Below are 22,763 nucleotides of genomic sequence, written 5' to 3'. Positions count from 1 at the left end.
ATGCAAAGCTATATTAATGAGTTAAGTTTATATATGAATGTCCTAGTGTTGATTTTTTCAAGACTTACAGGAATGCTTATAATCGCACCAATATTCGGAAGGAATAACCTTCCGAATATTTTTAAATTGGCGATTGCACTTGCAATGTCAATTGTTGTATTGCCAGCTACACTTGAGTGGAGCGAGCAGATAAATCAACTTGATTTTGGAATAGTTGTATTATTTTCGATAAAAGAATTTTTAATTGGACTGCTAATAGGATATATATTTAATTTGTTCTTTTCAGCTTTTTTAATAGCAGGGGGAATGATTGACATGGACATAGGATTTGCAGTGGCCAGAATAATTGATCCCCAAGGTGGAGTAGACACCTCTGTTACAGGTAATTTTCTATATATATTTGCAACACTGATATTTTTGATTCTTGATGGACATCATCAGATGCTGAAACTTATAGTAAAAAGCTTTGAGCTTCTTCCGGTGCAAGCTCCTTTGAATCTGGGTCCGGCCTATATGGAAATAATAATAAGGCTTATAGGAGATGTGTTTATATACTCTATAAAGCTCGCCGTTCCTATCATAATAACAATATTTATAGTAAATATGGTACTGGGGATACTTGCAAGAACCATGCCCCAAATGAATGTTTTCATAGTGGGAATGCCTCTTAAGATATTTGTGGGGATGCTAGTTATGAACTTTATAATACTAAGATATGACAGTTCAGTTAAAGGGATCATAAATGGAGGAATAGCATTTGTCCTGGAAATACTTCATATATTAAGAGGTGTATGATGTATATAAATATTGATCTACAGCTGTTTGCAGGAGAAAAAACTGAAAAAGCAACCCCTAAAAAGAGGCAGGATGCAAGAAGAAAAGGGCAGGTTTTTCAAAGCAGGGAGATAAACTCAGCGGCGACGCTCATGGTTTCTATGGTTTTTATAAAAGTTTTAGGCAAATATATTTTTCGATTTATGTATGAACCGCTAATTTTTTTCGAAAGATACTTTTATGAGGATATAGATTTACAGTTAGGCTATAGGCTGTTTATATTTGGAATAATGTTTCTTTTGAAGGGGTCGTTCATAATAGCCATGGCTAATTTTATGGTTGCGTTTATAAGCAGCTGGGCTCAGGTGGGAAACCTTTTTACAACAGAGACTTTAAGACCAAAATTCGACAGGTTAAACCCCATAGAAGGATTCAAGCGACTTTTTTCTATGAGATCAATTTTTGAATTTTTAAAATCTTTTTTGAAATTGTTAATACTTTCAACTATATCATATAATTATATGAAAGCGCATATAAAAGAATTTATGAAGGCGGCTGAACTTGAAAAATTTCAGTTTTCATATATTCTTTTCAGCTCAGCTGTTAACATGGGGATAATGCTTGCTTCTGTGCTGCTAGTACTTTCCATATTCGACTATTTGTTTCAATGGTATCAACATGACAAACAGCTTAAAATGTCAAAGCAGGAAATAAAGGAAGAGTACAAGCAAATGGAAGGAAGCCCTGAAATAAAGTCTAAAATCAAGGAAAAGCAAAGGCAGTCGGCCATGAAACGTATGATGCAGGATGTTGCAAAGGCGGATGTCATAATAACAAACCCTACACACTATGCCGTAGGACTTAAATATGATGATGGAGTATCAGATGCACCATATGTTATTGTGAAAGGTAAAAACATGGTTGCTCTGAAAATAAGAGAAAAGGCAAGAGAGCACAATATAGAAATAGTGGAAAACAAGCCCCTTGCAAGAAAGCTATACGCAGTTCTTGAAATCGGGGATTCAATACCTGCTGAATTCTATGAAATTGTTGCCGAAATACTTGCACACGTATATTCAAAAGACAGAGAAAGGAAAAGTGTAGGCAAGATATGATTGGAGAGATAGAATGAAATCTTCTGATGTTATGGTACCCTTAGGAGTAATAGGCATAGTCCTTATGATAATAATACCTGTGCCAATGATATTTTTGGACATGCTCCTTAGCTTTAATATATCTGTGGCAATGCTTATTTTGCTTATTTCAATGTATAATAAGGAAGCTCTTGAATTTTCGATATTTCCTTCAGTGCTCCTTATAACTACAATGTTCAGGCTTGCACTTAATATATCTACAACTAGATATATATTGACTTCTGGATATGCAGGCGATGTTATAGAAGCCTTTGGAAGTTTTGTAATGCAGGGAAATCCATTTGTAGGATTTATAGTGTTTGCAATAATCGTGGTCATACAGTTTATGGTCATAACAAAGGGAGCCGAGAGAGTTTCCGAAGTCGGAGCAAGATTTACTCTTGACGCAATGCCGGGAAAACAAATGGCCATAGACGCAGATCTAAACTCAGGACTTATAGATGAGATGCAGGCCAGAGAAAGACGTAAGAAGATACAACTCGAGGCTGATTTTTACGGGGCCATGGATGGAGCATCCAAGTTTGTAAAAGGAGATGCAATAGCAAGTATCATAATAGCGTTTATCAATCTGAGCGCCGGATTTGTAATGGGAATGATTGTCCAAAAGCTTTCTTTTGTTGAGGCAATGTCTAAATATACCCTTTTGACTGTCGGAGACGGACTTTTATCCCAGATTCCAGCACTTCTAATATCCACCGCGACAGGTATAGTTGTTACTAGAGCGGCATCGGATTCGAATCTGGGCGAAGATGTGATGAATCAGATGATAAGAAATCCGAAGGTGATGTTTACGTTATCTGGAGTTTTATTTTCAATGTCTCTTACAAAACTTCCATTTTTTCCATACTTCATATTATCTATAATGTTTTTAATGATAGGTATGGGAATTAGGAAACAGGAAGGAACACTTTCGTTGGAAGAAGATTCTCAAAAAGAAGACGCCGAATCGGAAGTTGAGGAGATAAGAAAACCTGAAAATGTAATACCTCTTCTTCAGGTCGATCCTATAGAACTTGAATTTGGATATGGAATAATACCTCTTGCGGACAAGGCGCAGGGAGGAGACCTGTTTGACAGGCTGGTGATGATAAGAAGACAGTGTGCGCTGGAACAGGGGATAGTAGTTCCTATGATACGGCTCAGGGACAATATCCAGCTTGAGGCAAATGAATATATAGTAAAGATAAAGGGAGTAGAAGTTGCAAGAGGGGAAATATTGTTTGACCACTACCTTGCAATGAATCCTGGAGGGGCGGAAGGCGAAATCAAGGGTATAGATACTGTGGAGCCGGCATTTGGACTTAAAGCAAAATGGATAGACGACAGAGAAAGAGAACGTGCAGAGATACTGGGCTATACGGTAGTAGACCCTCCATCGATTATATCCACACATCTTACAGAAGTAATCAAAAGACATTCACACGAGCTTTTGGGAAGACAAGAGACAAAGGTTCTCATAGAAACACTCAAGGAAAATTATCCTGCACTTGTTGATGAGCTTACACCGCACATACTGACGATAGGAGAGATACAAAAGGTTTTGGCAAACCTTTTGAGAGAAGGGGTGTCCATAAGGGATCTGGTGACTATATTTGAAACACTTGCCGATTATGGCGGTATGACAAAGGATTCTGACATGCTCACGGAATATGTAAGACAAGCTCTACATAGGGCTATAACACAGCAGTTCGTATCAGGGCAAAGCACTTTGAGAGCTGTTACAATAAGCCAAAAGCTTGAAAAAATAATAATGGACTCTCTTCAAAACACGGAGACAGGAACGTATTTGGCTCTTGACCCTGCAGTTTCTAACGAATTTGTATCAAAATTAAGTCAGGAGATTGAAAAAGTGCTTTCAATCGGAGAAAACCCTGTTATTTTAACGGCTCCAATAGTGAGATTCTATGTAAAGCGATTTGTCGAACAGATAAGTTCAGATATAAGTGTTCTTTCCTATAATGAGATAGACCCTAAGGTCAAAATTCAATCCATTGGGATGGTGAATATATAAAATATGTTTATAAAAAAATTTTTGGCGGATAATGTAATGGATGCAATGAATATGGTCAGAAGCGAGCTTGGTGAAGAAGCTATAATACTCCATACCAAGAAGGTGAAAAGGAATAAACTGCTTAGCTTCTGGAAAAAAGAAAAAGTGGAAATTCTGGCTGCGCTGGATAACAATGAAAATAAGATGTTAAAAAGGGATAATGCAGAAAAAAAATCCAGTGCTAAACAGAGTTTTGAGTTTTCTGATTTTATGGCCGAAGAAAAGAGTTTTACAGATAAGCCAGATATAATAGTTCCTCCAAAAAGAGAAATGGATAATTCGGTTAAAAATGAGTACAGCAGCTTGAAATCTGAAGTGAGCGGTATTAAAGAAATTATGAATGAAATAAAAAGCAGTATAGAAAAAGGAATGCCCGCATGGGGTGAAACTGAACAGAATATATGTGAAACTGAAATTGCCCAAAATCCATATATACAAAAGTTAAAACAAAAAGGAATGCCGGAATATTTGATTAAAAGTTTCATTGAACAAAATGAGGATATCATAAAAGAGGGTAGAGATTTTCAAAACGAATTTAAAGAGTTTGTATTAGAAGAATTTTCGGAATCTGAATATAGCCCATCTGAAAACGGGAATAAATTCAATATATTCATAGGACCGACTGGCGTGGGAAAGACCACTACACTTGCAAAGATGGCTTCAGACTGTGTTCTCAATCGTGGCAAGACAATAGGGTTTTTAACTTTGGACACATACAGGGTAGCGGCTGCGGAACAGCTGAAAGTATATTCGGAGATACTAAATATGCCTATGCACGTGGCCTACAGCCCACAGTCATTAAAAGACAGTATTGAGAGTATAAAAGAGGAAGACATTATATTTGTAGACACGGCTGGAAGAAGCCATAAAAATAAAATGCATATGAAAGAGCTGGAAAGGCTTTTGGATGAATTTGAAAATAAAGATGTTTTTATTGTAGTGAGTGCAAATGTAAATATTGTCGATATAGAAAATATCGTTAATGAATTTGGATTTACTGAAAACTTCAGTATAATAGTCACTAAACTTGATGAAACAAGTAGGCCTTTTTCGATTTTAGAGATTATTCACAGGCTAAAAATACCGATAGCATATACTACTTTTGGACAAAGTGTTCCGGATGATATAAGAAGGTTTAGGTTGGATGAATTTATAGATGAAGCATTGAGGGGTAATTAGTTATGGATCAGGCTTCTAAATTGAGAAGTGCAATAATAAAAAAAGGTGAATATTCAAATGTTCAAGGAGAAAACAGTGGCCTTTTGAGATCTAAGAGTTCAATAAAAAAAAGCAGCAGAGTCATATGCGTAAGCAGCGGTAAGGGGGGCGTGGGAAAGTCAAATTTCACACTTAACACCGCACTGGCGCTTAGAAAAAAGGGATTTAAGACGCTTATAATTGATGCGGATTTAGGTCTTGCGAATATAGAGGTGCTACTTGGCATAAAGCCGAGATATACTTTTATGGATATAGTAGAGGATACTCAGGTCGGCTTGTCAGATATAATGGTGGAGGGACCTCTTGGTATAAATATAATTTCAGGCGGAGCAGGGATAAGTGAATCTGCAAATCTGCCTATATATAAGATAAATAGGATATTAAGCGTTATATCGGTGCTGGAAAAGGATTATGATTATATACTTATAGATACTGGAGCAGGTCTTTCGAATTCGGTGATATCCTTTGCAATTGCGGCAGGCGAAGTCATAGTTGTAACCCTTCCGGAACCTACGGCGATTGCGGATGCATATGCACTTATAAAGGTCTTGAGTAAGGAATCTTCAAAGGATCTCAGTGTAGTGGTCAATAATGTAGACAACTCTAAAGAGGCAGCTATAACATTTAAAAAACTGGAAGCTGTATCTAAAAAATTTTTGGATTTAGATATAAAATATCTTGGATATATTTCAAGTGACAAAAACATTAGAAAAGCTGTAAAGCAGCAAGAACCCTTCTACATAAAATATTCTGCATGCACAGCAAGTAAAAATATAGAGGATATTTCTCTAAGAATAGCAGGGATTCAAAAACAAACAGAAAAAGAAGGCTTTGCCAAGAAGCTTTCGAGTTTTTTCTCGAGAACTGGGAGGAGGTAATAATTCAATATGCAGTATGAGAACTATTTTTCCATAGGAGACAAACTAGACATAGAAGTAGAACAAAAATATGAAAGTGCAAAATTATTAAAAAGCCAGCTTCTTGAGGTTTCGAATAAAGCATCTGATGAATATTATATATCTATTCCCATGGAAAAGGGAAAAATGATTCCTCTTTCCGTAGGGAAGGAAATTTATGCATATTATTCATTGGATGGAAAAGGAGTATATTGTTTTAAAGCAGTAGTCGTGGACAGAGGAAGAGACCCGGTACTACACCTTAGGATAAGACAGACGGGAAAGACGCAAAAGATACAAAGGCGGGACTATTTTAGGCTACATATGCTTCTTCCGGTTGAAGTGTTTGATGTAAACAAAAATTTGATTTCAACTGGAAATACAAAAGACATAAGCGGCGGTGGTATGAGATTTACGCTCCCAGGTAAAATTGAAAGCAATGAAGAAGTATATGTGAATGTTGAAATAGAAGGCAAACAGTATCAGATAAAATGTGTTGTATTAAGGCGTATACCAGTTGGTGAAGATTTGAATGATTATGAGGTGGCTGTCCAATTTACACATATAAATGAAGGAGACAGAAACAATATAGTAAAATATATTTTTAAGCATCAGAGAATATTAAGACAAAAGGGATTGATATAGATGAAAAAAGTCAGAGCTTTAATAGTTGACGATTCGGCTTTTATAAGAAAAATAGTATCTGACATTTTAAGTACCGACCCTGAAATCGAAATAGTGGATAAGGCTCGAAATGGCAAAGAAGCAATTGAAAAGCTTTTGAATAATGATATTGATGTTATAACTCTGGATGTTGAGATGCCTATAATGGATGGAATCACAACATTGAGTGAAATAATGAAAATAAAGCCTACGCCGGTGGTCATGCTTAGCGGACTGACAAAGCAAGGAGCGGATCTTACTATACAAGCACTGGAAATGGGTGCTGTAGACTTTATAACAAAACCTTCGAATATATTCAAAATAGATCAAGATAAAATTAAGACTGACATAGTTGAAAAGGTCAAAGTGGCTGCGGGAGTGGATGTTAAGAGAAAAAGGCCATCGTCAAGGAAAGCTGAAGTGAGGAGCAGCTTGGCTGTATCTGAAATCAGAAAAACTGCAACGAGAACAAGAGTAGGTAAAGTTGAAAATATAGTTGCAATAGGAACGTCTACAGGGGGTCCAAAGGCGCTTCAAAATGTAATTCCCAACATAGAGGAAGATATAAATGCATCTATAGTAGTGGTGCAACATATGCCTGCAGGATTTACAAAATCTTTGGCTGAAAGAATTAACAACATATCCAGGGTAAAGGTTAAAGAGGCTGAACATGGAGATGTCTTGGAAAATGGAGTTGCATATATAGCGCCAGGAGACAGGCATATCAAATTTGAAAAAGATGGAATGAATATAAAAATAGTACTTGATGACGGACCAAACGTATCAGGGCATAAGCCATCTGTGGATGCAATGTTTTATTCATTAACTGGTATCAAATGCAAGAAAATAATTCCTGTAATAATGACTGGAATGGGTCATGATGGAGCCAAGGGTATGGATATTCTTAAACAGTCAAAGTCTTTGAAGGTATTTTCAATAGCAGAAGACGAGGAAAGCTGTGTAGTATTTGGGATGCCAAAATCAGCAATAAATTTGGGTGCTGTAGATAAAGTTTTGCATGTAAATCAAATAGCAAATGAAATCAATAAGCTAGTGGGGGTGTAGAATTTGTTTGAATTAGACCAGTATATTGATATTTTTTTAGATGAATCAAAAGAACATATGGAAAATCTAAATTCAAATTTGCTTGAACTTGAAAATAATCCTTCAAACAAAGAAATTGTGAACGAGATATTTAGGATTGCACACACATTAAAGGGTATGTCAGCCACTATGGGTTTTGAGAAGCTTGCGGAGCTTACTCATAATATGGAGAACGTATTAGATGAAATAAGAAGCGGGAAAATGGATATTAACACCAATATAATAGACACATTGTTCGAGGTACTTGACAAGCTGGATTCATTTATTAAGAATATTGAGGCTTCTGGAAATGAGGGGGCGCAAGATGTAGATGATTTAATAGAAAGACTTAAAAATACAGGGGAGATCCAAACACCTGTGAGCCAGCAGAAAGAAGATGTGAAAATAGAAGGTGGAGACAAGGTATATATAGATAGTGTTATAATGGCGGCAAAGGAAAATAATTTGAAGAGTTACGACATACATATTGCGTTAGATGAAAAATGTATGCTCAAAGCTGCAAGAGCTTTTTTGGTATTTAAAGCAATCGAGGAAAATGGAGAGATAATATACTCGAATCCTCCTACTGAGGACATAGAAGATGAAAATTTTGAGCTTGAATTTGAAGTTGTTACTATAACTAGTTTGGATGCAAATGAAATAAAAGAGAAGATTTTGAGTATATCTGAAATAAGAGAGGTACATATAAAAGAGTACAGTTCAGGTGAAGATGCGAAATCAAGTGAACCTGTAAAGGGAACACTCATAGAGGATATAGAAAGTAAAGATATTGATGAAGAAATTAAAGATGTGGATATTTTGGTGAGCAATGTAAAAAAAGAAGTACAAAAGCATGAAGAGATAAAAGTAGAACATGTGAAAAAAGAAGTTAAAAAAGTAACTGACGACAAGAAGGCAGAAGCGGAAGAACAGTCATCCCAGAGGAAAGGGAAAGTAGGTAAAACTGTAAGGGTCGACATAAACAGACTTGACAATCTTATGAACCTTGTAAGTGAGCTTATAATAGTGAAAACGCGACTGGAAGACATAGAAATGGGATCGAAAAATCAAAATGTAAATGATGCTGTAGAATATTTGGAGACTATAACCACAAATCTACACGATGCAGTTATGAAGGTGCGAATGGTACCTATAGAAAGAGTGTTCAACAGATTCCCAAGAATGATAAGAGACCTTTCGAAAAACTTAAACAAGGAAGTCCACCTTGTTATGTCGGGAGAGGAAACAGAGGTCGACAGAACAGTCATAGATGAAATCGGAGATCCTCTTATACACCTTCTTAGAAACTCTATAGACCATGGAATAGAGACTCCGGAAATAAGAGCGGGTCTTAATAAGAGCGAAATGGGAACTGTAAAACTGCTTGCATATCCTGATGGAAACAATGTTGTCATAGAGGTTGTAGATGACGGTTCAGGGCTTGATACGGAGAAGATAAAAAACAAGGCGCTCAAGAAGGCGCTTATACCTGCGGAAAAAGCAGATCTCATGGATGAAAAAGAAATTGCAAATCTTATATTCATGCCAGGATTTAGCACAGCAGACAAGATATCAGATGTCTCTGGAAGAGGCGTGGGGCTTGATGTTGTAAAGACAAAAATAGAGTCCCTTGGCGGAGTAGTTGAAATAGAGACAGAAAAAAATGTGGGCAGCAAGTTTATAATAAGGCTTCCGCTTACACTTGCGATAATACAGGCACTACTTGTAATAGTGGGAGAGGAAAAATATGCCATACCGCTTAATAATATAAAAGAGATTACAAATATTGAAAGAGAGCAAATCAGAGTGGTTGAGGGAAGGGATATAGTCCTTTATAGAGGAAAGACGCTTCCACTTGTGGATTTGGGGCAAGTTTTGGATGTAGAGGAAAGAAATATGGATTCAAGAGATATAAATGTAATAGTGGTTAAAAAAGGTGACAAGGACCTTGGAATAGTAGTTGATGAACTTCTGGGACAGCAGGAAATAGTAATAAAATCATTAGGGAAATACCTAAAGGGGATTAATTTCGTGGCGGGCGCTACAATACTCGGAAATGGAAGTGTCGCGCTTATAATTGATACTAATTCACTATTTTAATAACTGAAAAGGGTGTGGTATAGTTGAAGAATGTTACGAACAAGTATGTAATATTTAAGCTGCACAATGAATTTTATGGTATAGGAATTGAAAACGTTGAGACTATAGAGAAGATAATGCCCATTACAAGGGTTCCAAAGACCGAAAAGTATATAAAGGGAGTTATAAATCTCAGGGGAGAGATTGTTCCGGTAATAGATCTTAGAGAAAGATTTAATATTGACAAGCCAGAAGATTCTAATGACAGGAGAATTATAATAAACAGACTTGAAGATATAATGGTTGGATTTATAGTTGACTCGGCGTCTGAAGTTAAGGATATATTAAATGAAGACATAGATACAAACGTTGTAAGTGAAAATTTCGACAGCGGATTTGTAAAGGGAATAGCAAAAGATGAAAACAGGGTTATAATACTCGTAGAAGTAAACAAAATACTCGGAGTCACAAATTGAGCATAAAAAGGAGTTGAAAGCCCTTCGAGGCATTTATATGACTTTTAAGATTAATAATTATTATATGGACATACTTAAGGAAATTGGAAATATTGGTGCAGGAAATGCATTGACGGCGCTTTCGACACTTATAAACAAAAAGGTTGACATGGAAGTACCTGTCATAGAGATTATTGAAACGGAAAAAATCGTAGAGGCTGTAGAAGCCGCAGAAAAACTGATAGTCGGGGTGTATGTAAGCTTTTGGGGAGACATATCAGGGAATATAATGCTTGTATTTGACAAAGAGTCTACAGACCATCTTATGGAATTTTTATTTGGAAGCAAGAGCACATCGGAATTTTATACAGAGATGGAACTTTCGGCGCTTCAGGAAATCGGAAATATACTCTCAAGCGCATATATAAATTCCATATCAAAGCTCTCAAATCTGAACATACAAATGTCGGTCCCATCGGTAAGTGTTGATATGGCAGCATCCATACTGAGCGTACCAGCTATTGAATACAGTGAAGTAAGTGACAAGATAATACTTATAGAAAATAAGATATTAGAAGGATTGAATGAGATAGTTGGAAAATTATTTTTCATGCCAGATATTGAGTCGTTTACACTCCTATTTAAAAATCTAGGAGTGTGAAGACATGGGTGATTATATAAAGGTTGGAATGGCTGATTATAAAACTGCGTGTGGGGAAGATTTATTAATAACGCTTGGACTCGGATCATGTGTGGGAATAGTCCTGTATGATAGAAGTAAAAAAATAGCGGGCATGGCCCACATAATGCTTCCTTCAAGCAAGGAAATAAGGAATAATTCGAACAAGGCTAAATTTGCAGATACGGCACTTGATGAAATGCTTGCAAATATAATGAAAATGGGTGCAATGAGGACAAGGCTTACTGCAAAGATAGCAGGAGGAGCTCAGATGTTTAATATTTCTTCGAGGGGATCAACTCTCAATATTGGAAAGAGAAATGTAGACGCTGTGAAGAAAAAATTAAATGAACTTAGAATCCCAATAATATCGGAAGATGTGCTTGGAAATTATGGGAGAACAATTGAATTCAATTGCTCAAATGGGGATTTGAAAATCAAGTCGATAGGAAAAGGTATAAAATTTATATAGCTCATAAAAGGGTGTATCAAATGAGTAAAAAATTTATTGCTATAGGATTAGTAAACTATTTTTTGATTCTTATTTATCTTGTTATTTCAATGCTAGGAAATAAAGATATTAGGTTTGTGGTTTTTGTGAAAAAATATTTTGTACTAGCATGTGCTTTTAATATTGTAATATTTTTGGCTTTGAAAATTGTAGATGAAATTTCAAAAAAACCGCTGGAAGAAGATGAAGTTAAACAAGAGCTAGGCAGCAGTGTAGATTTCAAATTGGAAGACGATGATGAAATAAAGAGTATTTTAACTGACTCGATAAAGTTACAAAACGATGAAAAATTCGAAAATTCATTTAATGAGATAAGTTTCGGAGATATTAATAAAATAAACTAATTGGGGTTTTTTTATGGCTTATGAATATATGCTTTGGGAAAAGTATAAAAGTGGTAAAAATGAAAAAGAAAAAAAAAGGGCAAAAGAGGAAATAATACTCAACTATGTTGAACTTGTAAAAATAATTGCTGGAAGGCTGTATAATTACTATGCAAGCAACATAGAATATGAAGATCTTGTGAGTTACGGCGTAATAGGTCTAATTGATGCCATAGAAAAGTATGATCATACAAAAGAGATTAAGTTTGAAACGTACTCGTCTATAAGGATAAGAGGATCTATAATCGATCAGATAAGGGCTTTGGATTGGATTCCTCGTTCAATAAGACAAAAATCCAAATTGTTTAAAGAAACTTATTCGAAAATGGAATTGGAATTAGGACGTTCGCCAAGTGTAGAAGAGCTTGGCGAGAGATTGCAAAAAACACCTGATGAAATAAATAAGATGATCTCAGAAATAGGTACTTTCAATATAGTATCTTTGGAAGATGAGATAAACGACACTGTAAAGGTCCAAATAAAAGATGAAAAAAATCATACGCCAGAAGAGGCTCTTGTAAAAAAAGATACAATAGACAGACTAAAAAAAGGAATTGAAAAACTGAATCAAAAAGAGCAGATTGTAATAGATCTATATTACAATAAAGAGCTTACATACAAGGAAATAGCCGTGGTATTGGATGTTTCGGAGTCGAGGATATCTCAAATCCATAGCAAGTCAATAATCAAGATAAGAAACCATCTCTAAAAGACAGGGGGAGGTTGAAAAGTTGAAAGATTTTTTTACTATAAAATCAAAAGCAGGCAATTATACAATTGAACTCTTAGTATCAAAAGACAGGCTGCAAGCGTATATTAGAATTTGCGCAGATGAAGATATTGATGGAGAGTCTCAGGAAAAGATAAAAGAAGAAAATTTATTGAAAGTGTTGGAAGAAAATAAAATAAATTATGGAATAGACATTGAGCAAATAAAAAGAATTGCAGATGATGAAATTTTAAATGTTGAGGTTAAAATAGCCCAGGGTAAGTCAAAGTCAGACGGAGAAAATTCTCATGCAAAGCTGCATTTTGATATAAATCCGGATAGAAAGCCTAAAATAGATGAAAAAGGCAGGATGGATTTCAAAGAACTTGGAAATATAAACAATGTCAAGAAAGAACAGATACTGGCAGAAAAGACTCTTCCTACAGAGGGGCAGGATGGAATTGATGTATATGGAGCGGCCATAAAATCAAATTCAGGCAAGAATATTGAGTTCAAATATGGCAAGAATGTAAGAATTAGCGAAGATGGGCTGAAAGTAATAAGTGAAGCCGATGGAAAGGTAGAGTTTTCAGAAGGCAGAATAAGTGTAAATAATGTCATGAATATAAATGGGGATATTGACACAGCTACCGGAAATATAAGGTTCAATGGAGATGTGGAGATAAGAGGCGACGTAAAGACTGGATTTTTGCTGCAAGCTGAGGGGAATGTGCATGTATATGGAGTCATAGAAGGAGCTACGGTCAAGGCAAAGGGAACTATAGTGGTAGAGGGTGGAATACAGGGAAACGACAAAGCTGACATATTTGCCGAAAAGGGCATTGTCTGCAGATATATCGAAAATTCCAAGGACATAAAGTCGGAAGGCGACATCACTACTGATTTCATAATACACAGCAATATCCACTGTCAGGGAAGTCTGAATCTAATGGGCAAAAAGAGCATGATAGTGGGCGGAACCACATTTGTCAGAAAAAATATAGACACGGGATTTTTGGGATCTGTAATGGGGACCAAGACAGATATCAATGTAGGCATAGATGACAACATGCGAATAAAACTGCAGGCATATTACGACGAAAGGGAGTTCGTAATTAAGAACATCAAAAGCCTTGGAGACAGTATTCAGGCGTTTAAAAAGGCGGCAAACTCATCTAATATGGATCCGGAAAAGAAAAAGCTTATACAAAAAAGTGTAAACACATACAACGGGCTTGTCGAAAAGCTTAAGATACTTGATTTAGAGATAAAAAATCTTCAAAATCAAATTGCACATTTAAGCAATGGGTTCATTAATGTTAGGAATACGGTTTATCCCGGTGTTAAAATCACAATGGGAAATAGCGTAAAATATATTAGAAATGAAACTGAGCCTTGTAGAATTGTTTTGGAAAACAATGAAGTAGCTTTGAAAAATATATAGTTGTGTATCATAAAAACCATGTACCGCATAACATGGTTTTTGTTTTTGCAAAAATATTGTAAAAAGACTTTTGATATGCTATACTAACAAAGGTGAAAATAATACACACGTTTTGTAATTCTTGAGAAGGTGCCGCATAAGGCCTTTCAAGGAAATGAGCAAAGCGGAGGAAAAAACCATAGGAGGTAATGAAATGGCAGTTATTAACATGAAACAATTACTTGAAGCAGGTGTACACTTTGGACACCAAACAAGAAGATGGAATCCTAAAATGTCAAAGTTCATCTTCACAGAAAGAAATGGGATCTACATAATAGATCTTCAAAAAACAGTTAAAAAGGTTGAAGAGGCTTACAAGTTTGTAAAGTCAGTTGCTGAAGAAGGAAAGCCAGTACTTTTCGTAGGAACTAAGAAGCAGGCTCAAGAAGCTATAAAGCAAGAAGCTGAAAGAGCTGAAATGTACTATGTAAACGAAAGATGGCTAGGTGGAATGCTTACAAACTACAAGACTATCAAGAACAGAATAGCAAGACTTAGAACTCTTGAAAAAATGGAAGAAGATGGAACATTCGCGCTTCTACCAAAGAAAGAAGTAATAAAGCTTAGACACGAAAAAGAAAAGCTAGAAAAATACCTTAACGGTATAAAAGATATGCCTGAACTTCCAGGAGCTATATTTGTAATAGATCCAAGAAAAGAGAAAATAGCTATAAAAGAAGCTCAAAAACTTGGAATTCCAGTTGTAGGAATAGTTGATACAAACTGCGATCCAGACGAAATGGATTATCCTATACCAGGAAACGACGATGCTATAAGAGCTGTAAAGCTTATAACATCTACAATGGCAAATGCAATAATAGAAGCTAAGCAGGAAGTTCCAGAAGAAGTTGCTGCTGAAGAAGAAAAATAATCAGTAACCGATAAAATAGGGTAAGGGATATTCTTCCCTTACCTTTAATACTATATATGGAGGCGATACTATGGCAATTACAGCGTCAATGGTAAAAGAAATTAGAGAAAAAACAGGCGCAGGAATGATGGACTGCAAAAAAGCGCTTACTGAAGTAGATGGAGATATGGAAAAAGCAGTAGACCTTTTAAGAGAAAAGGGACTTGCAAAAGCGGCTAAGAAATCAGGAAGAGTTGCTGCTGAAGGACTAGTAGAAATAAGCATATCGGAAGATGGAAGCAAGGCAGCAGTGGTAGAGGTTAACTCGGAGACTGACTTTGTTGCTAAAAACGACGAGTTCAAAGGATTTGTAAAGGACATTGCAGACATAGTTCTTAACTCGAACGTTTCAACTGTAGAAGAGCTTCTAGCTGAAAAATACCTTGGACAAGAAGAGACAGTTCAAGAAGTTTTAAACGCTAAGATAGCTACTATAGGCGAGAACATGAACATAAGAAGATTTGAAAGATTCGAAGAAGAAGGATGCAAAGCTGTAGGATACATACACGGAGCTGGAAAAATAGGTGTTCTAGTTAAGCTTGAAACTGAAGCTTCTGCAGATGAAGTTATGGATATGGGTAGAGACGTTGCTATGCAAATAGCGGCAATGAATCCAAAATATATATCAAGCGACGACGTTGATCCAGAATACGTTGAGCATGAAAAGCAAATACTTATGCAGCAGGCGCTTAATGAAGGAAAGCCAGCTGCAATAGTTGAAAAAATGGTTGTAGGAAGACTACAAAAGCAGCTTAAGGAAGTTTGTCTTCTAGACCAGGCATTTGTTAAAGACGGAGACCTTACAGTTGCAAAATATATAGATGCTGAAGCTAAGAAGATAGGCAAAGCTATAAAGGTTACAGACAAGGTTAGATTCTCAGTTGGAGAAGGAATAGAAAAGAAAGAAGAAAACTTTGCTGAAGAAGTTGCAAAGCAAATAGGTAGATAAGCAATTAAACGAATAATTTAAAAAGGAGAACACATATGTGTTCTCCTTTTTAAAAGACAATATAAATATGTACACAGCGTAGTTAGGAGGACTTTAATTGGTTAAACCAATATATAAAAGGGTATTGTTAAAGTTAAGTGGAGAGGCTTTAGCCGGAAGTAATGGATTTGGAATAGACAACGATACTGTTTCAAATATAGCACAGGCCGTAAAAAAGCTTCACGAAATGGATGTTGAAGTTGCAGTAGTTGTAGGCGGTGGAAATTTCTGGAGAGGAAGAACCAGTGAAGGAATGGACAGGACTACAGCAGATTATATGGGAATGCTTGCAACTGTTATAAACTCATTGGCACTCCAAGATGCGCTTGAAAACATTGAAGTTTCTACAAGAGTTCAAACGGCTATTGAAATGAGACAAATTGCAGAGCCTTATATAAGAAGAAGAGCAATGAGACATCTTGAAAAGGGAAGAACCGTAATATTTGCAGCTGGCACTGGCAACCCTTATTTCTCAACTGACACTACTGCAGCACTTAGATCTGCTGAGATAGAGGCTGATGTGATATTGCTTGCAAAGAAGGTTGACGGGGTTTATGACAGCGATCCTATGGTAAACAAGGATGCCAAGATGTTCAAGAAACTTTCATATATCGATGTTCTTCAAAAAGGACTTAAGGTTATGGATTCGACGGCTACTTCACTTTGTATGGACAACAAGATTCCTATAAGGGTGTTTGGCCTTGACAATGCGGACAATATAATTGATGTGGTGCTTGGAAAAGATATAGGAACATATGTAGAGGAGGAATAGTATGAGCTTAGATGTACACAAGCAGTTAAAGGAAAAAATGGAAAAGACTCTTTCAGTTTTAAAAGAAGAACTTGGAGTAATAAGAGCTGGAAGAGCAAACCCTAAAATGCTGGATAAAGTGGTTGTTGATTACTATGGAACACCCACTCCTCTAAAGCAGATGGCTGGAGTTTCAAGTCCGGAGCCAAGAGCTATAGTAGTTCAGCCATGGGATTTAAGTGCACTTAGAGATATAGAAAAGGCCATAGCAACTTCTGACCTTGGACTTAATCCGTCGAACGACGGCAAAATAATAAGGATAGTTATACCACAGCTTACAGAAGAAAGAAGAAAAGAGCTAGTTAAGCTTGTGGGCAAGACTGGAGAAAATGCTAAGGTTGCGCTTAGAAATGAAAGAAGAAATGCAAACGAGGCAATAAAGAAATTAGAAAAAAACGGTGAGATAGCTGAAGATGAAGCTAAAAAAGCACAAGATGAAGTTCAAAAGATCACAGATGAAAATGTAAAGACAGTTGATCAACTTGTGTCTAAAAAAGAAAAGGAAATAATGGAGGTTTAATCTGGTGAGCTTAGGCGATCAGATACTGGGAATGGAGCTTAATGCCGCTAAAAAAGCTATTTTGGCTGAAAACTCAAATGTCGATATAAATGTAATATTTATTCAAGGAAATAAGGATAAGGAAATATTGAGTGTTCCTAGAGTGATCAAAATATCCCCAAAAGATACACTCAAAATAGATTTGATAGTGACTTTCTTTGCAAGTCCTATTTAACGAGGATTTGGTATATTGTATAAAACTTATAAAAAGCCATTGATATACAGTGGCTTTTATAAGTTTTATCTATATGCAGATACGGTAGCTGCTAAGCGATTAAGTGGCGGCTGTAAAATATATTTAGAGAAGGATAGATAAATATGAGCAGCTCTTTATCAGAAATATCAAAGGCGCGAATTCCAGAGCACATTGCAATAATAATGGACGGCAATGGAAGATGGGCAAAAAAGCAGATGAAAGAGAGAAGCTTTGGGCACAGAGCTGGAGTCGAGGCGATAGAAAACGCCATAAATGCATGTAAAAACATAGGTACAAAATACTTGACTGTATATGCTTTTTCCACTGAAAACTGGAAAAGGCCGAAGACAGAAGTAACAATACTTATGAAACTGCTTGTGGAGTATCTTAAAAAAGAGACTTCAAGGCTTCACTCAAAAGGTATAAGGCTTAATGCACTAGGGGATATTACAAAACTTCCAGAGTTTGCAAGAAAGGAGCTTGTCAAGTCGATGGAACAGACAAAAGACAATGAGGAGCTTGTTCTTTCACTTGCACTCAGCTATGGAAGCAGGAATGATATTAAGGATGCATTAGTTCGGATTTTAGGAGACTATGAGAGTGGGAAAATAAAAAAGTCAGATATAGACGAATTTTTTCTGGGTCGATATCTTACAACAAATGAAATTCCAGATCCAGATCTCCTTATAAGAACTGGCGGAGAAAAAAGACTTAGTAACTTTCTACTTTGGGAAAGTGCCTATACCGAATTTTATTTTACTGATGTTTTCTGGCCGGACTTCAAAGAGGAGAGCCTCTATGAAGCTGTATTGGATTATCAAAACAGAGAAAGAAGATTCGGGGGTCTAAAATAGGAGAGATTTTATGTTAAAAAGAATAGTGTCTTCTATACTGCTTTTGCCTCTTTTATTTTTTATAGTTATAAAAGGGGGATTTTTTTTAAACACAAGCATACTTATAATATCACTACTTGCAATATATGAATTATATGAGGCATTCAAGCATGCAAAGCTAAGACCCATTAAATCCGTTGGATATATTGCAACATTGGTTTTTTACATGGCGGTTCAGTTTGGTACCTCGTGGAGCTATGTTGGAATGATTGCCTTCATGCTCTTTTTTATATTTGCGAGTATGGTTGTGCTTGGGAAAAGACAGTTTATGGATATGCTTGTGACCATATTTGGAATAATATATATATCATATGCGCTGCTTCACATTGGAATGGCAAGAAGTGAATTTGCGAGCCATATGGTATGGATAATATTCATAACCGCATGGGCGACAGACACATGTGCCTATTTTGCGGGATGCTTTTTTGGGAAACATAAGCTAATACCAAGTGTGAGCCCTAAAAAAACCATAGAGGGAAGTGTTGGGGGGATAGCCGGAAGTGTGCTGTCTTGCATGGTATTTGGATTTATATTTGAAATGTCGTTGATTCATATGGCAGTGATTGGATTTACGGGAAGTATAGTATCTCAAATGGGAGACCTCTTTGCATCGTCCATAAAAAGATATATAGGAATAAAGGATTATGGGAACGTGATTCCAGGCCATGGAGGAATGTTGGATCGCTTTGACAGCATAATTTTTTCAGCGCCTCTTGTATACTACTACATAAGTATATTTATGAGATAGACATAGAGCTTTACATGGTAGATCTATAATTTATAAGAAGCTGTTTTGGATACATAAAAAATGATTCCATATATTGTTGTGGAGTCATTTTTTATGTTTTATAATATATTGAAACCAAAATTGGGCCACAATTCAAAAAATGTAATTTTGTGAACAAGGCTGTAGGTATAATTAGGTTATATGACAAATAATCCGCTTGTGATATTATAAATATATGGATTAATTTATACAGAAAGGATCATATCATATGAAAAACATTTCAATATTGGGATCAACGGGTTCAATAGGAAAACAGGCACTAGACGTAGTCAGATATAACAGAGAAAAGTTTAAAGTCGTGGCTCTTTCGGCAAACAAAAGCATTGACATGCTGGCAGACCAAATTGAGGAGTTTAGACCGGAACTGGTTTCAATTGGGGATGAAAAAAGTGCATCGCAACTCCAAAAGATAGTGAATCAAAGAGGCATAAAGGGAGTAGACATAGCCTCAGGGCAAAAAGGGCTAAATGCTGTTGCGGCAATAGAATCTGCACAGGTCGTACTTACAGCAGTAGTAGGAATAGCGGGACTTATACCAACAATAGAAGCCATCAACAAAGGAAAGGACATCGCGCTTTCAAACAAGGAAACCATGGTTACAGCCGGAAATGTAATAAACAAGCTTGCAAAAGAAAAGGGCAGCAGCATAATACCCGTGGACAGCGAGCATTCGGCTATATTCCAATGCCTTAATGGAGAGGATATGAAAAGTATAAAAAGGCTTATACTCACAGCTTCGGGCGGGCCGTTCAGAGGAAGAAATAGGGAAGATTTAGTCCATGTCAAAAAGGAAGCAGCGCTTAAGCATCCAAACTGGAGCATGGGGCAAAAGATATCAATAGACTCTGCCACGCTAATGAACAAGGGGCTTGAAGTCATAGAGGCAAAATGGCTATTTGATGTTGATATGGAAAAAATCGACGTGGTTGTTCATCCACAGAGCATAATACACTCAATGGTTGAATTTGAAGACAGCAGCATAATAGCCCAAATGGGAAATCCGGACATGAGGATTCCAATACAGTATGCGTTTTCATACCCGCAACGGCTTAAAAGTAATTTTGAGAGCCTTGATTTTACCAAGATATCTTCGCTTACATTTGAAAAGCCTGATAAGGACACATTCCCATGCCTTGAGCTTGCGTATGACAGCCTAAGGTCTGGAGGTACGCATCCCGCTGTATTAAATGGTGCAAACGAGGTCTTGGTGGAGGAGTATTTAAATGGAAGGATCGGTTTTTATGACATACCCAAATATGTGCAAATGGCCATGGACTGCCATAATCCGGTGTCTAATCCAGGCGTGGAGGACATACTTGAGGCTGACAGGTGGGTTAGGGACTATATCCATAATGAACTGGCAGGAATTCCATTATAAAAATTAATATTTAGGAAGGTGTATATATGACTATAATTGTAGCTCTTTTGGTATTTGGTGTCATAGTGCTGTTTCACGAATTTGGTCACTTCATAATAGCAAAGGCATCTGGAGTGAAGGTTCATGAATTTGCCATAGGTATGGGGCCAAAGATTGCATCCATACAGGGAAAAGAGACGCTTTATTCCATAAGGATTCTTCCAATCGGGGGATATGTAAAAATGCTTGGCGAAAATGAAGAGTCCGACGATGAAAGAAGTTTTGGAAACAAGAGTATATTCAAAAGAATCTCTATAATCGCTGCAGGACCTATCATGAATTTTATTCTTGCGGTAATAATTTTTGCAGTAATTTTCATGAGTACAGGTACGCCTTCAACTACAGTGAAGGAGGCTATGGAAGGGTATCCGGCGCAGCAGGCAGGCATAATGCAAGGTGACAAGATAGTAGAAATAGAGGGGGAAAAAATCAGCGAGTGGAGCGACATCACGTCGCGCATAGGGCCTTCTGCAGGCGAGGAGCTTGAAATATCAATTGAAAGAGATGGAAATCTGCTTCAAAAGGTGGTTGTCCCTGAAGAGGAAGACGGCAGGGGAATGATAGGAATAGTTCCGGGCAATGAAAAAAATATTTTTTATTCTCTTAAATATAGTGTACAAAGGACGCTGTGGATACTTTCGCAGATGATAGGTTTTTTGGTAAGCCTTATTGGAGGAAAAGCAGCATCTTCTGAAGTTGTTGGGCCGGTTGGAATAATAAATGTAGTTGGAGAAGCTGCCAAGATAGGTTTGCTCAACGTGCTTTCACTTGCAGCCGTAATAAGCATAAATCTAGGCCTTTTAAACCTTCTGCCAATACCAGCACTGGATGGAAGTAGGATACTGTTTTTAATAGTTGAGCTTATAAGGGGCAAAAAGCTGGATCAAGAAAAGGAAGGGTTCATACATTTCATAGGCTTTGCAATATTAATTGCATTTATGATATTCATAACATACAAGGATGTAATACAGCTTTTAAAAGACAAATAGAGGTGATATAGTTGATTGAAAATACAAGTGTAGTGAGCTGCGGGGACGTGAACATAGGCGGTCAAAACCCAGTGGTAGTGCAGTCTATGACGAATACAGACACCAAGAACATAAAGGATACCGTGGAGCAGATAAAAAGGCTTCAGTATGCGGGATGTGAAATAGTTAGGGTTGCGGTTCCCGATGCAGAAAGCGCTCTAGCGATACCGCAAATAAAGGATTCAATAGAAATTCCTCTTATAGCAGACATACATTTTGACCATAAACTTGCCGTAATGGCCATAGAAAATGGCGCGGACGGAGTTAGGATAAATCCAGGCAATATAGGAAGCATGGAAAAGGTTGACGAGATAATAGAAGCTGCAAAAAAGAAGAACGTAAAGATAAGAATAGGTGTAAACGGAGGATCACTCGAAAAAGACATACTGATGAAATACAAAAAGCCTACTGCTGATGCGCTTGTTGAAAGCTGCATGCGACATGTGGACCATTTTGAAAAAAGGGGGTTTTCAAACATAGTCCTCTCGCTTAAGTCGAGCGACATAAACACATGTATAGAGGCATACGAGAAGATATCCCAAATGACGAAATACCCTCTTCATGTGGGAATAACAGAGGCAGGAAGCATAAAAAGCGGAACAATAAAATCTTCAATAGGAATAGGATATTTGCTTCTCAGAGGCATAGGCGACACAATAAGGGTCTCTCTTACAGGAGATCCGTGCAAGGAGATATTTGTGGCAAGAAAAATACTCAGTTCCATAGGGCTTTTAAAAGAAGAGGTAAAGGTCATATCCTGCCCTACATGTGCAAGAACCAAAATAGGAATTGAAAAAATAGTGGACCAGGTTGAAAAAAGGGTGCAAAACATAAAAAAGGATATAACCATCGCAATAATGGGATGTGCCGTAAACGGTCCAGGGGAAGCCAGGGAGGCCGATCTTGGAATTGCAGGAGGCTGCGGCGAGGGGCTCATATTCAAAAAAGGAGAAATAGTCAGGAAGGTCAAGGATGAGCATCTTGTTGACGAACTAATGAAAGAACTTGAGGAGTATAAAGCTTAGTGGGGAGTGGAG

24 protein-coding genes are annotated in these 22,763 nt (G+C 36.9%); all 24 read left to right on the top strand.

Annotated features, from left to right (window positions below; translation table 11 throughout):
• The first annotated feature begins 33 nt into the window (after positions 1–33).
• The 24 genes from fliR to ispG all read left to right on the top strand — a co-directional run bounded on the left by fliR (position 34) and on the right by ispG (position 22,751).
• Positions 34–795, top strand: coding sequence for a flagellar biosynthetic protein FliR (gene fliR, locus BUQ87_RS02195; RefSeq protein ID WP_074210018.1), 762 nt, complete (start codon positions 34–36; stop codon positions 793–795).
• A complete protein-coding gene (gene flhB / locus BUQ87_RS02190; RefSeq protein ID WP_242943760.1) occupies positions 795–1,889 on the top strand; it encodes a flagellar biosynthesis protein FlhB in 1,095 nt (364 codons plus the stop codon). The genes fliR and flhB overlap by 1 nt, the downstream gene beginning before the upstream one ends.
• A gap of 13 nt (positions 1,890–1,902) precedes the next feature.
• Positions 1,903–3,939: a flagellar biosynthesis protein FlhA gene (gene flhA / locus BUQ87_RS02185; RefSeq protein WP_038265223.1), complete on the top strand. Its 2,037-nt coding sequence runs from the start codon at positions 1,903–1,905 to the stop codon at positions 3,937–3,939.
• 3 nt (positions 3,940–3,942) lie between these two features.
• The gene (flhF, locus tag BUQ87_RS02180; protein ID WP_038265224.1) at positions 3,943–5,157 is read left to right on the top strand and encodes a flagellar biosynthesis GTPase FlhF; all 1,215 of its coding nucleotides are present in this window, start codon (positions 3,943–3,945) and stop codon (positions 5,155–5,157) included.
• Between the two features lie 2 nt (positions 5,158–5,159).
• Positions 5,160–6,074, top strand: coding sequence for a MinD/ParA family protein (locus tag BUQ87_RS02175; protein ID WP_038265228.1), 915 nt, complete (start codon positions 5,160–5,162; stop codon positions 6,072–6,074).
• Positions 6,075–6,083: 9 nt separating this feature from the next.
• Complete coding sequence (locus BUQ87_RS02170) at positions 6,084–6,737, top strand: flagellar brake protein (protein ID WP_038265235.1); 654 nt, start codon at positions 6,084–6,086, stop codon at positions 6,735–6,737.
• Complete coding sequence (locus tag BUQ87_RS02165; RefSeq protein WP_038265238.1) at positions 6,738–7,820, top strand: protein-glutamate methylesterase/protein-glutamine glutaminase; 1,083 nt, start codon at positions 6,738–6,740, stop codon at positions 7,818–7,820.
• 3 nt (positions 7,821–7,823) lie between these two features.
• Positions 7,824–9,938 carry a chemotaxis protein CheA gene (locus tag BUQ87_RS02160; protein WP_038265244.1) on the top strand — a complete coding sequence of 705 codons (2,115 nt, stop codon included), beginning with the start codon at positions 7,824–7,826 and terminating at the stop codon, positions 9,936–9,938.
• Between the two features lie 23 nt (positions 9,939–9,961).
• Positions 9,962–10,393, top strand: a complete 432-nt coding sequence (locus BUQ87_RS02155; RefSeq protein ID WP_038265247.1) for a chemotaxis protein CheW — start codon at positions 9,962–9,964, stop codon at positions 10,391–10,393.
• Positions 10,394–10,430: 37 nt separating this feature from the next.
• Complete coding sequence (locus BUQ87_RS02150) at positions 10,431–11,033, top strand: chemotaxis protein CheC (protein ID WP_038265250.1); 603 nt, start codon at positions 10,431–10,433, stop codon at positions 11,031–11,033.
• A 4-nt stretch (positions 11,034–11,037) separates the two neighbouring features.
• On the top strand, positions 11,038–11,523 hold the full coding sequence (locus BUQ87_RS02145) for a chemotaxis protein CheD (protein WP_038265253.1): 486 nt from the start codon (positions 11,038–11,040) through the stop codon (positions 11,521–11,523).
• A gap of 20 nt (positions 11,524–11,543) precedes the next feature.
• Positions 11,544–11,906: a hypothetical protein gene (locus tag BUQ87_RS02140; RefSeq protein ID WP_038265256.1), complete on the top strand. Its 363-nt coding sequence runs from the start codon at positions 11,544–11,546 to the stop codon at positions 11,904–11,906.
• 13 nt (positions 11,907–11,919) lie between these two features.
• A complete protein-coding gene (locus BUQ87_RS02135; RefSeq protein WP_038265263.1) occupies positions 11,920–12,654 on the top strand; it encodes a FliA/WhiG family RNA polymerase sigma factor in 735 nt (244 codons plus the stop codon).
• Positions 12,655–12,676: 22 nt separating this feature from the next.
• Positions 12,677–14,098 carry a DUF342 domain-containing protein gene (locus BUQ87_RS02130; RefSeq protein WP_038265265.1) on the top strand — a complete coding sequence of 474 codons (1,422 nt, stop codon included), beginning with the start codon at positions 12,677–12,679 and terminating at the stop codon, positions 14,096–14,098.
• 193 nt (positions 14,099–14,291) lie between these two features.
• Positions 14,292–15,008 carry a 30S ribosomal protein S2 gene (gene rpsB / locus BUQ87_RS02125; protein WP_038265268.1) on the top strand — a complete coding sequence of 239 codons (717 nt, stop codon included), beginning with the start codon at positions 14,292–14,294 and terminating at the stop codon, positions 15,006–15,008.
• 70 nt (positions 15,009–15,078) lie between these two features.
• Positions 15,079–15,996 (top strand): translation elongation factor Ts, encoded by a 918-nt coding sequence (tsf, locus tag BUQ87_RS02120; RefSeq protein ID WP_038265271.1) that lies wholly within the window; start codon positions 15,079–15,081, stop codon positions 15,994–15,996.
• Positions 15,997–16,093: 97 nt separating this feature from the next.
• Positions 16,094–16,807, top strand: coding sequence for a UMP kinase (gene pyrH / locus BUQ87_RS02115; protein WP_038265273.1), 714 nt, complete (start codon positions 16,094–16,096; stop codon positions 16,805–16,807).
• A gap of 1 nt (position 16,808) precedes the next feature.
• The gene (gene frr / locus BUQ87_RS02110; RefSeq protein ID WP_038265275.1) at positions 16,809–17,366 is read left to right on the top strand and encodes a ribosome recycling factor; all 558 of its coding nucleotides are present in this window, start codon (positions 16,809–16,811) and stop codon (positions 17,364–17,366) included.
• A gap of 4 nt (positions 17,367–17,370) precedes the next feature.
• Positions 17,371–17,580: a hypothetical protein gene (locus BUQ87_RS02105; RefSeq protein ID WP_038265278.1), complete on the top strand. Its 210-nt coding sequence runs from the start codon at positions 17,371–17,373 to the stop codon at positions 17,578–17,580.
• 143 nt (positions 17,581–17,723) lie between these two features.
• On the top strand, positions 17,724–18,455 hold the full coding sequence (locus BUQ87_RS02100) for an isoprenyl transferase (protein ID WP_038265281.1): 732 nt from the start codon (positions 17,724–17,726) through the stop codon (positions 18,453–18,455).
• Positions 18,456–18,465: 10 nt separating this feature from the next.
• A complete protein-coding gene (locus tag BUQ87_RS02095; RefSeq protein WP_038265284.1) occupies positions 18,466–19,242 on the top strand; it encodes a phosphatidate cytidylyltransferase in 777 nt (258 codons plus the stop codon).
• A 247-nt stretch (positions 19,243–19,489) separates the two neighbouring features.
• Positions 19,490–20,659, top strand: a complete 1,170-nt coding sequence (locus tag BUQ87_RS02090; protein WP_038265287.1) for a 1-deoxy-D-xylulose-5-phosphate reductoisomerase — start codon at positions 19,490–19,492, stop codon at positions 20,657–20,659.
• A gap of 26 nt (positions 20,660–20,685) precedes the next feature.
• Positions 20,686–21,687, top strand: a complete 1,002-nt coding sequence (gene rseP, locus BUQ87_RS02085) for an RIP metalloprotease RseP (RefSeq protein WP_038265290.1) — start codon at positions 20,686–20,688, stop codon at positions 21,685–21,687.
• A gap of 11 nt (positions 21,688–21,698) precedes the next feature.
• A complete protein-coding gene (ispG, locus tag BUQ87_RS02080) occupies positions 21,699–22,751 on the top strand; it encodes a flavodoxin-dependent (E)-4-hydroxy-3-methylbut-2-enyl-diphosphate synthase (protein ID WP_038265293.1) in 1,053 nt (350 codons plus the stop codon).
• Positions 22,752–22,763 lie beyond the last annotated feature (12 nt).

The organism is Peptoclostridium litorale DSM 5388 (assembly GCF_900141635.1).
GTDB lineage: Bacteria > Bacillota > Clostridia > Peptostreptococcales > Peptostreptococcaceae > Peptoclostridium > Peptoclostridium litorale.
The sequence above is the reverse complement of the archived record's forward strand: the minus strand, read 5'-3'. Positions and strand labels throughout refer to the sequence as shown.

What these genes read in the sequence shown, in the direction of transcription:
- frr (WP_038265275.1), top strand. Translation starts at nt 16,809, where the DNA reads ATGAGCTTAGATGTACACAAGCAGTTAAAGGAAAAAATGGAAAAGACT.
- BUQ87_RS02090 (WP_038265287.1), top strand. Translation starts at nt 19,490, where the DNA reads ATGAAAAACATTTCAATATTGGGATCAACGGGTTCAATAGGAAAACAG.
- BUQ87_RS02170 (WP_038265235.1), top strand. Translation starts at nt 6,084, where the DNA reads ATGCAGTATGAGAACTATTTTTCCATAGGAGACAAACTAGACATAGAA.
- BUQ87_RS02095 (WP_038265284.1), top strand. Translation starts at nt 18,466, where the DNA reads ATGTTAAAAAGAATAGTGTCTTCTATACTGCTTTTGCCTCTTTTATTT.
- BUQ87_RS02135 (WP_038265263.1), top strand. Translation starts at nt 11,920, where the DNA reads ATGGCTTATGAATATATGCTTTGGGAAAAGTATAAAAGTGGTAAAAAT.
- rpsB (WP_038265268.1), top strand. Translation starts at nt 14,292, where the DNA reads ATGGCAGTTATTAACATGAAACAATTACTTGAAGCAGGTGTACACTTT.
- BUQ87_RS02140 (WP_038265256.1), top strand. Translation starts at nt 11,544, where the DNA reads ATGAGTAAAAAATTTATTGCTATAGGATTAGTAAACTATTTTTTGATT.
- fliR (WP_074210018.1), top strand. Translation starts at nt 34, where the DNA reads ATGAATGTCCTAGTGTTGATTTTTTCAAGACTTACAGGAATGCTTATA.
- rseP (WP_038265290.1), top strand. Translation starts at nt 20,686, where the DNA reads ATGACTATAATTGTAGCTCTTTTGGTATTTGGTGTCATAGTGCTGTTT.
- flhA (WP_038265223.1), top strand. Translation starts at nt 1,903, where the DNA reads ATGAAATCTTCTGATGTTATGGTACCCTTAGGAGTAATAGGCATAGTC.
- BUQ87_RS02175 (WP_038265228.1), top strand. Translation starts at nt 5,160, where the DNA reads ATGGATCAGGCTTCTAAATTGAGAAGTGCAATAATAAAAAAAGGTGAA.
- BUQ87_RS02145 (WP_038265253.1), top strand. Translation starts at nt 11,038, where the DNA reads ATGGGTGATTATATAAAGGTTGGAATGGCTGATTATAAAACTGCGTGT.
- BUQ87_RS02100 (WP_038265281.1), top strand. Translation starts at nt 17,724, where the DNA reads ATGAGCAGCTCTTTATCAGAAATATCAAAGGCGCGAATTCCAGAGCAC.
- flhB (WP_242943760.1), top strand. Translation starts at nt 795, where the DNA reads ATGTATATAAATATTGATCTACAGCTGTTTGCAGGAGAAAAAACTGAA.
- tsf (WP_038265271.1), top strand. Translation starts at nt 15,079, where the DNA reads ATGGCAATTACAGCGTCAATGGTAAAAGAAATTAGAGAAAAAACAGGC.
- BUQ87_RS02150 (WP_038265250.1), top strand. Translation starts at nt 10,431, where the DNA reads ATGACTTTTAAGATTAATAATTATTATATGGACATACTTAAGGAAATT.
- flhF (WP_038265224.1), top strand. Translation starts at nt 3,943, where the DNA reads ATGTTTATAAAAAAATTTTTGGCGGATAATGTAATGGATGCAATGAAT.
- BUQ87_RS02165 (WP_038265238.1), top strand. Translation starts at nt 6,738, where the DNA reads ATGAAAAAAGTCAGAGCTTTAATAGTTGACGATTCGGCTTTTATAAGA.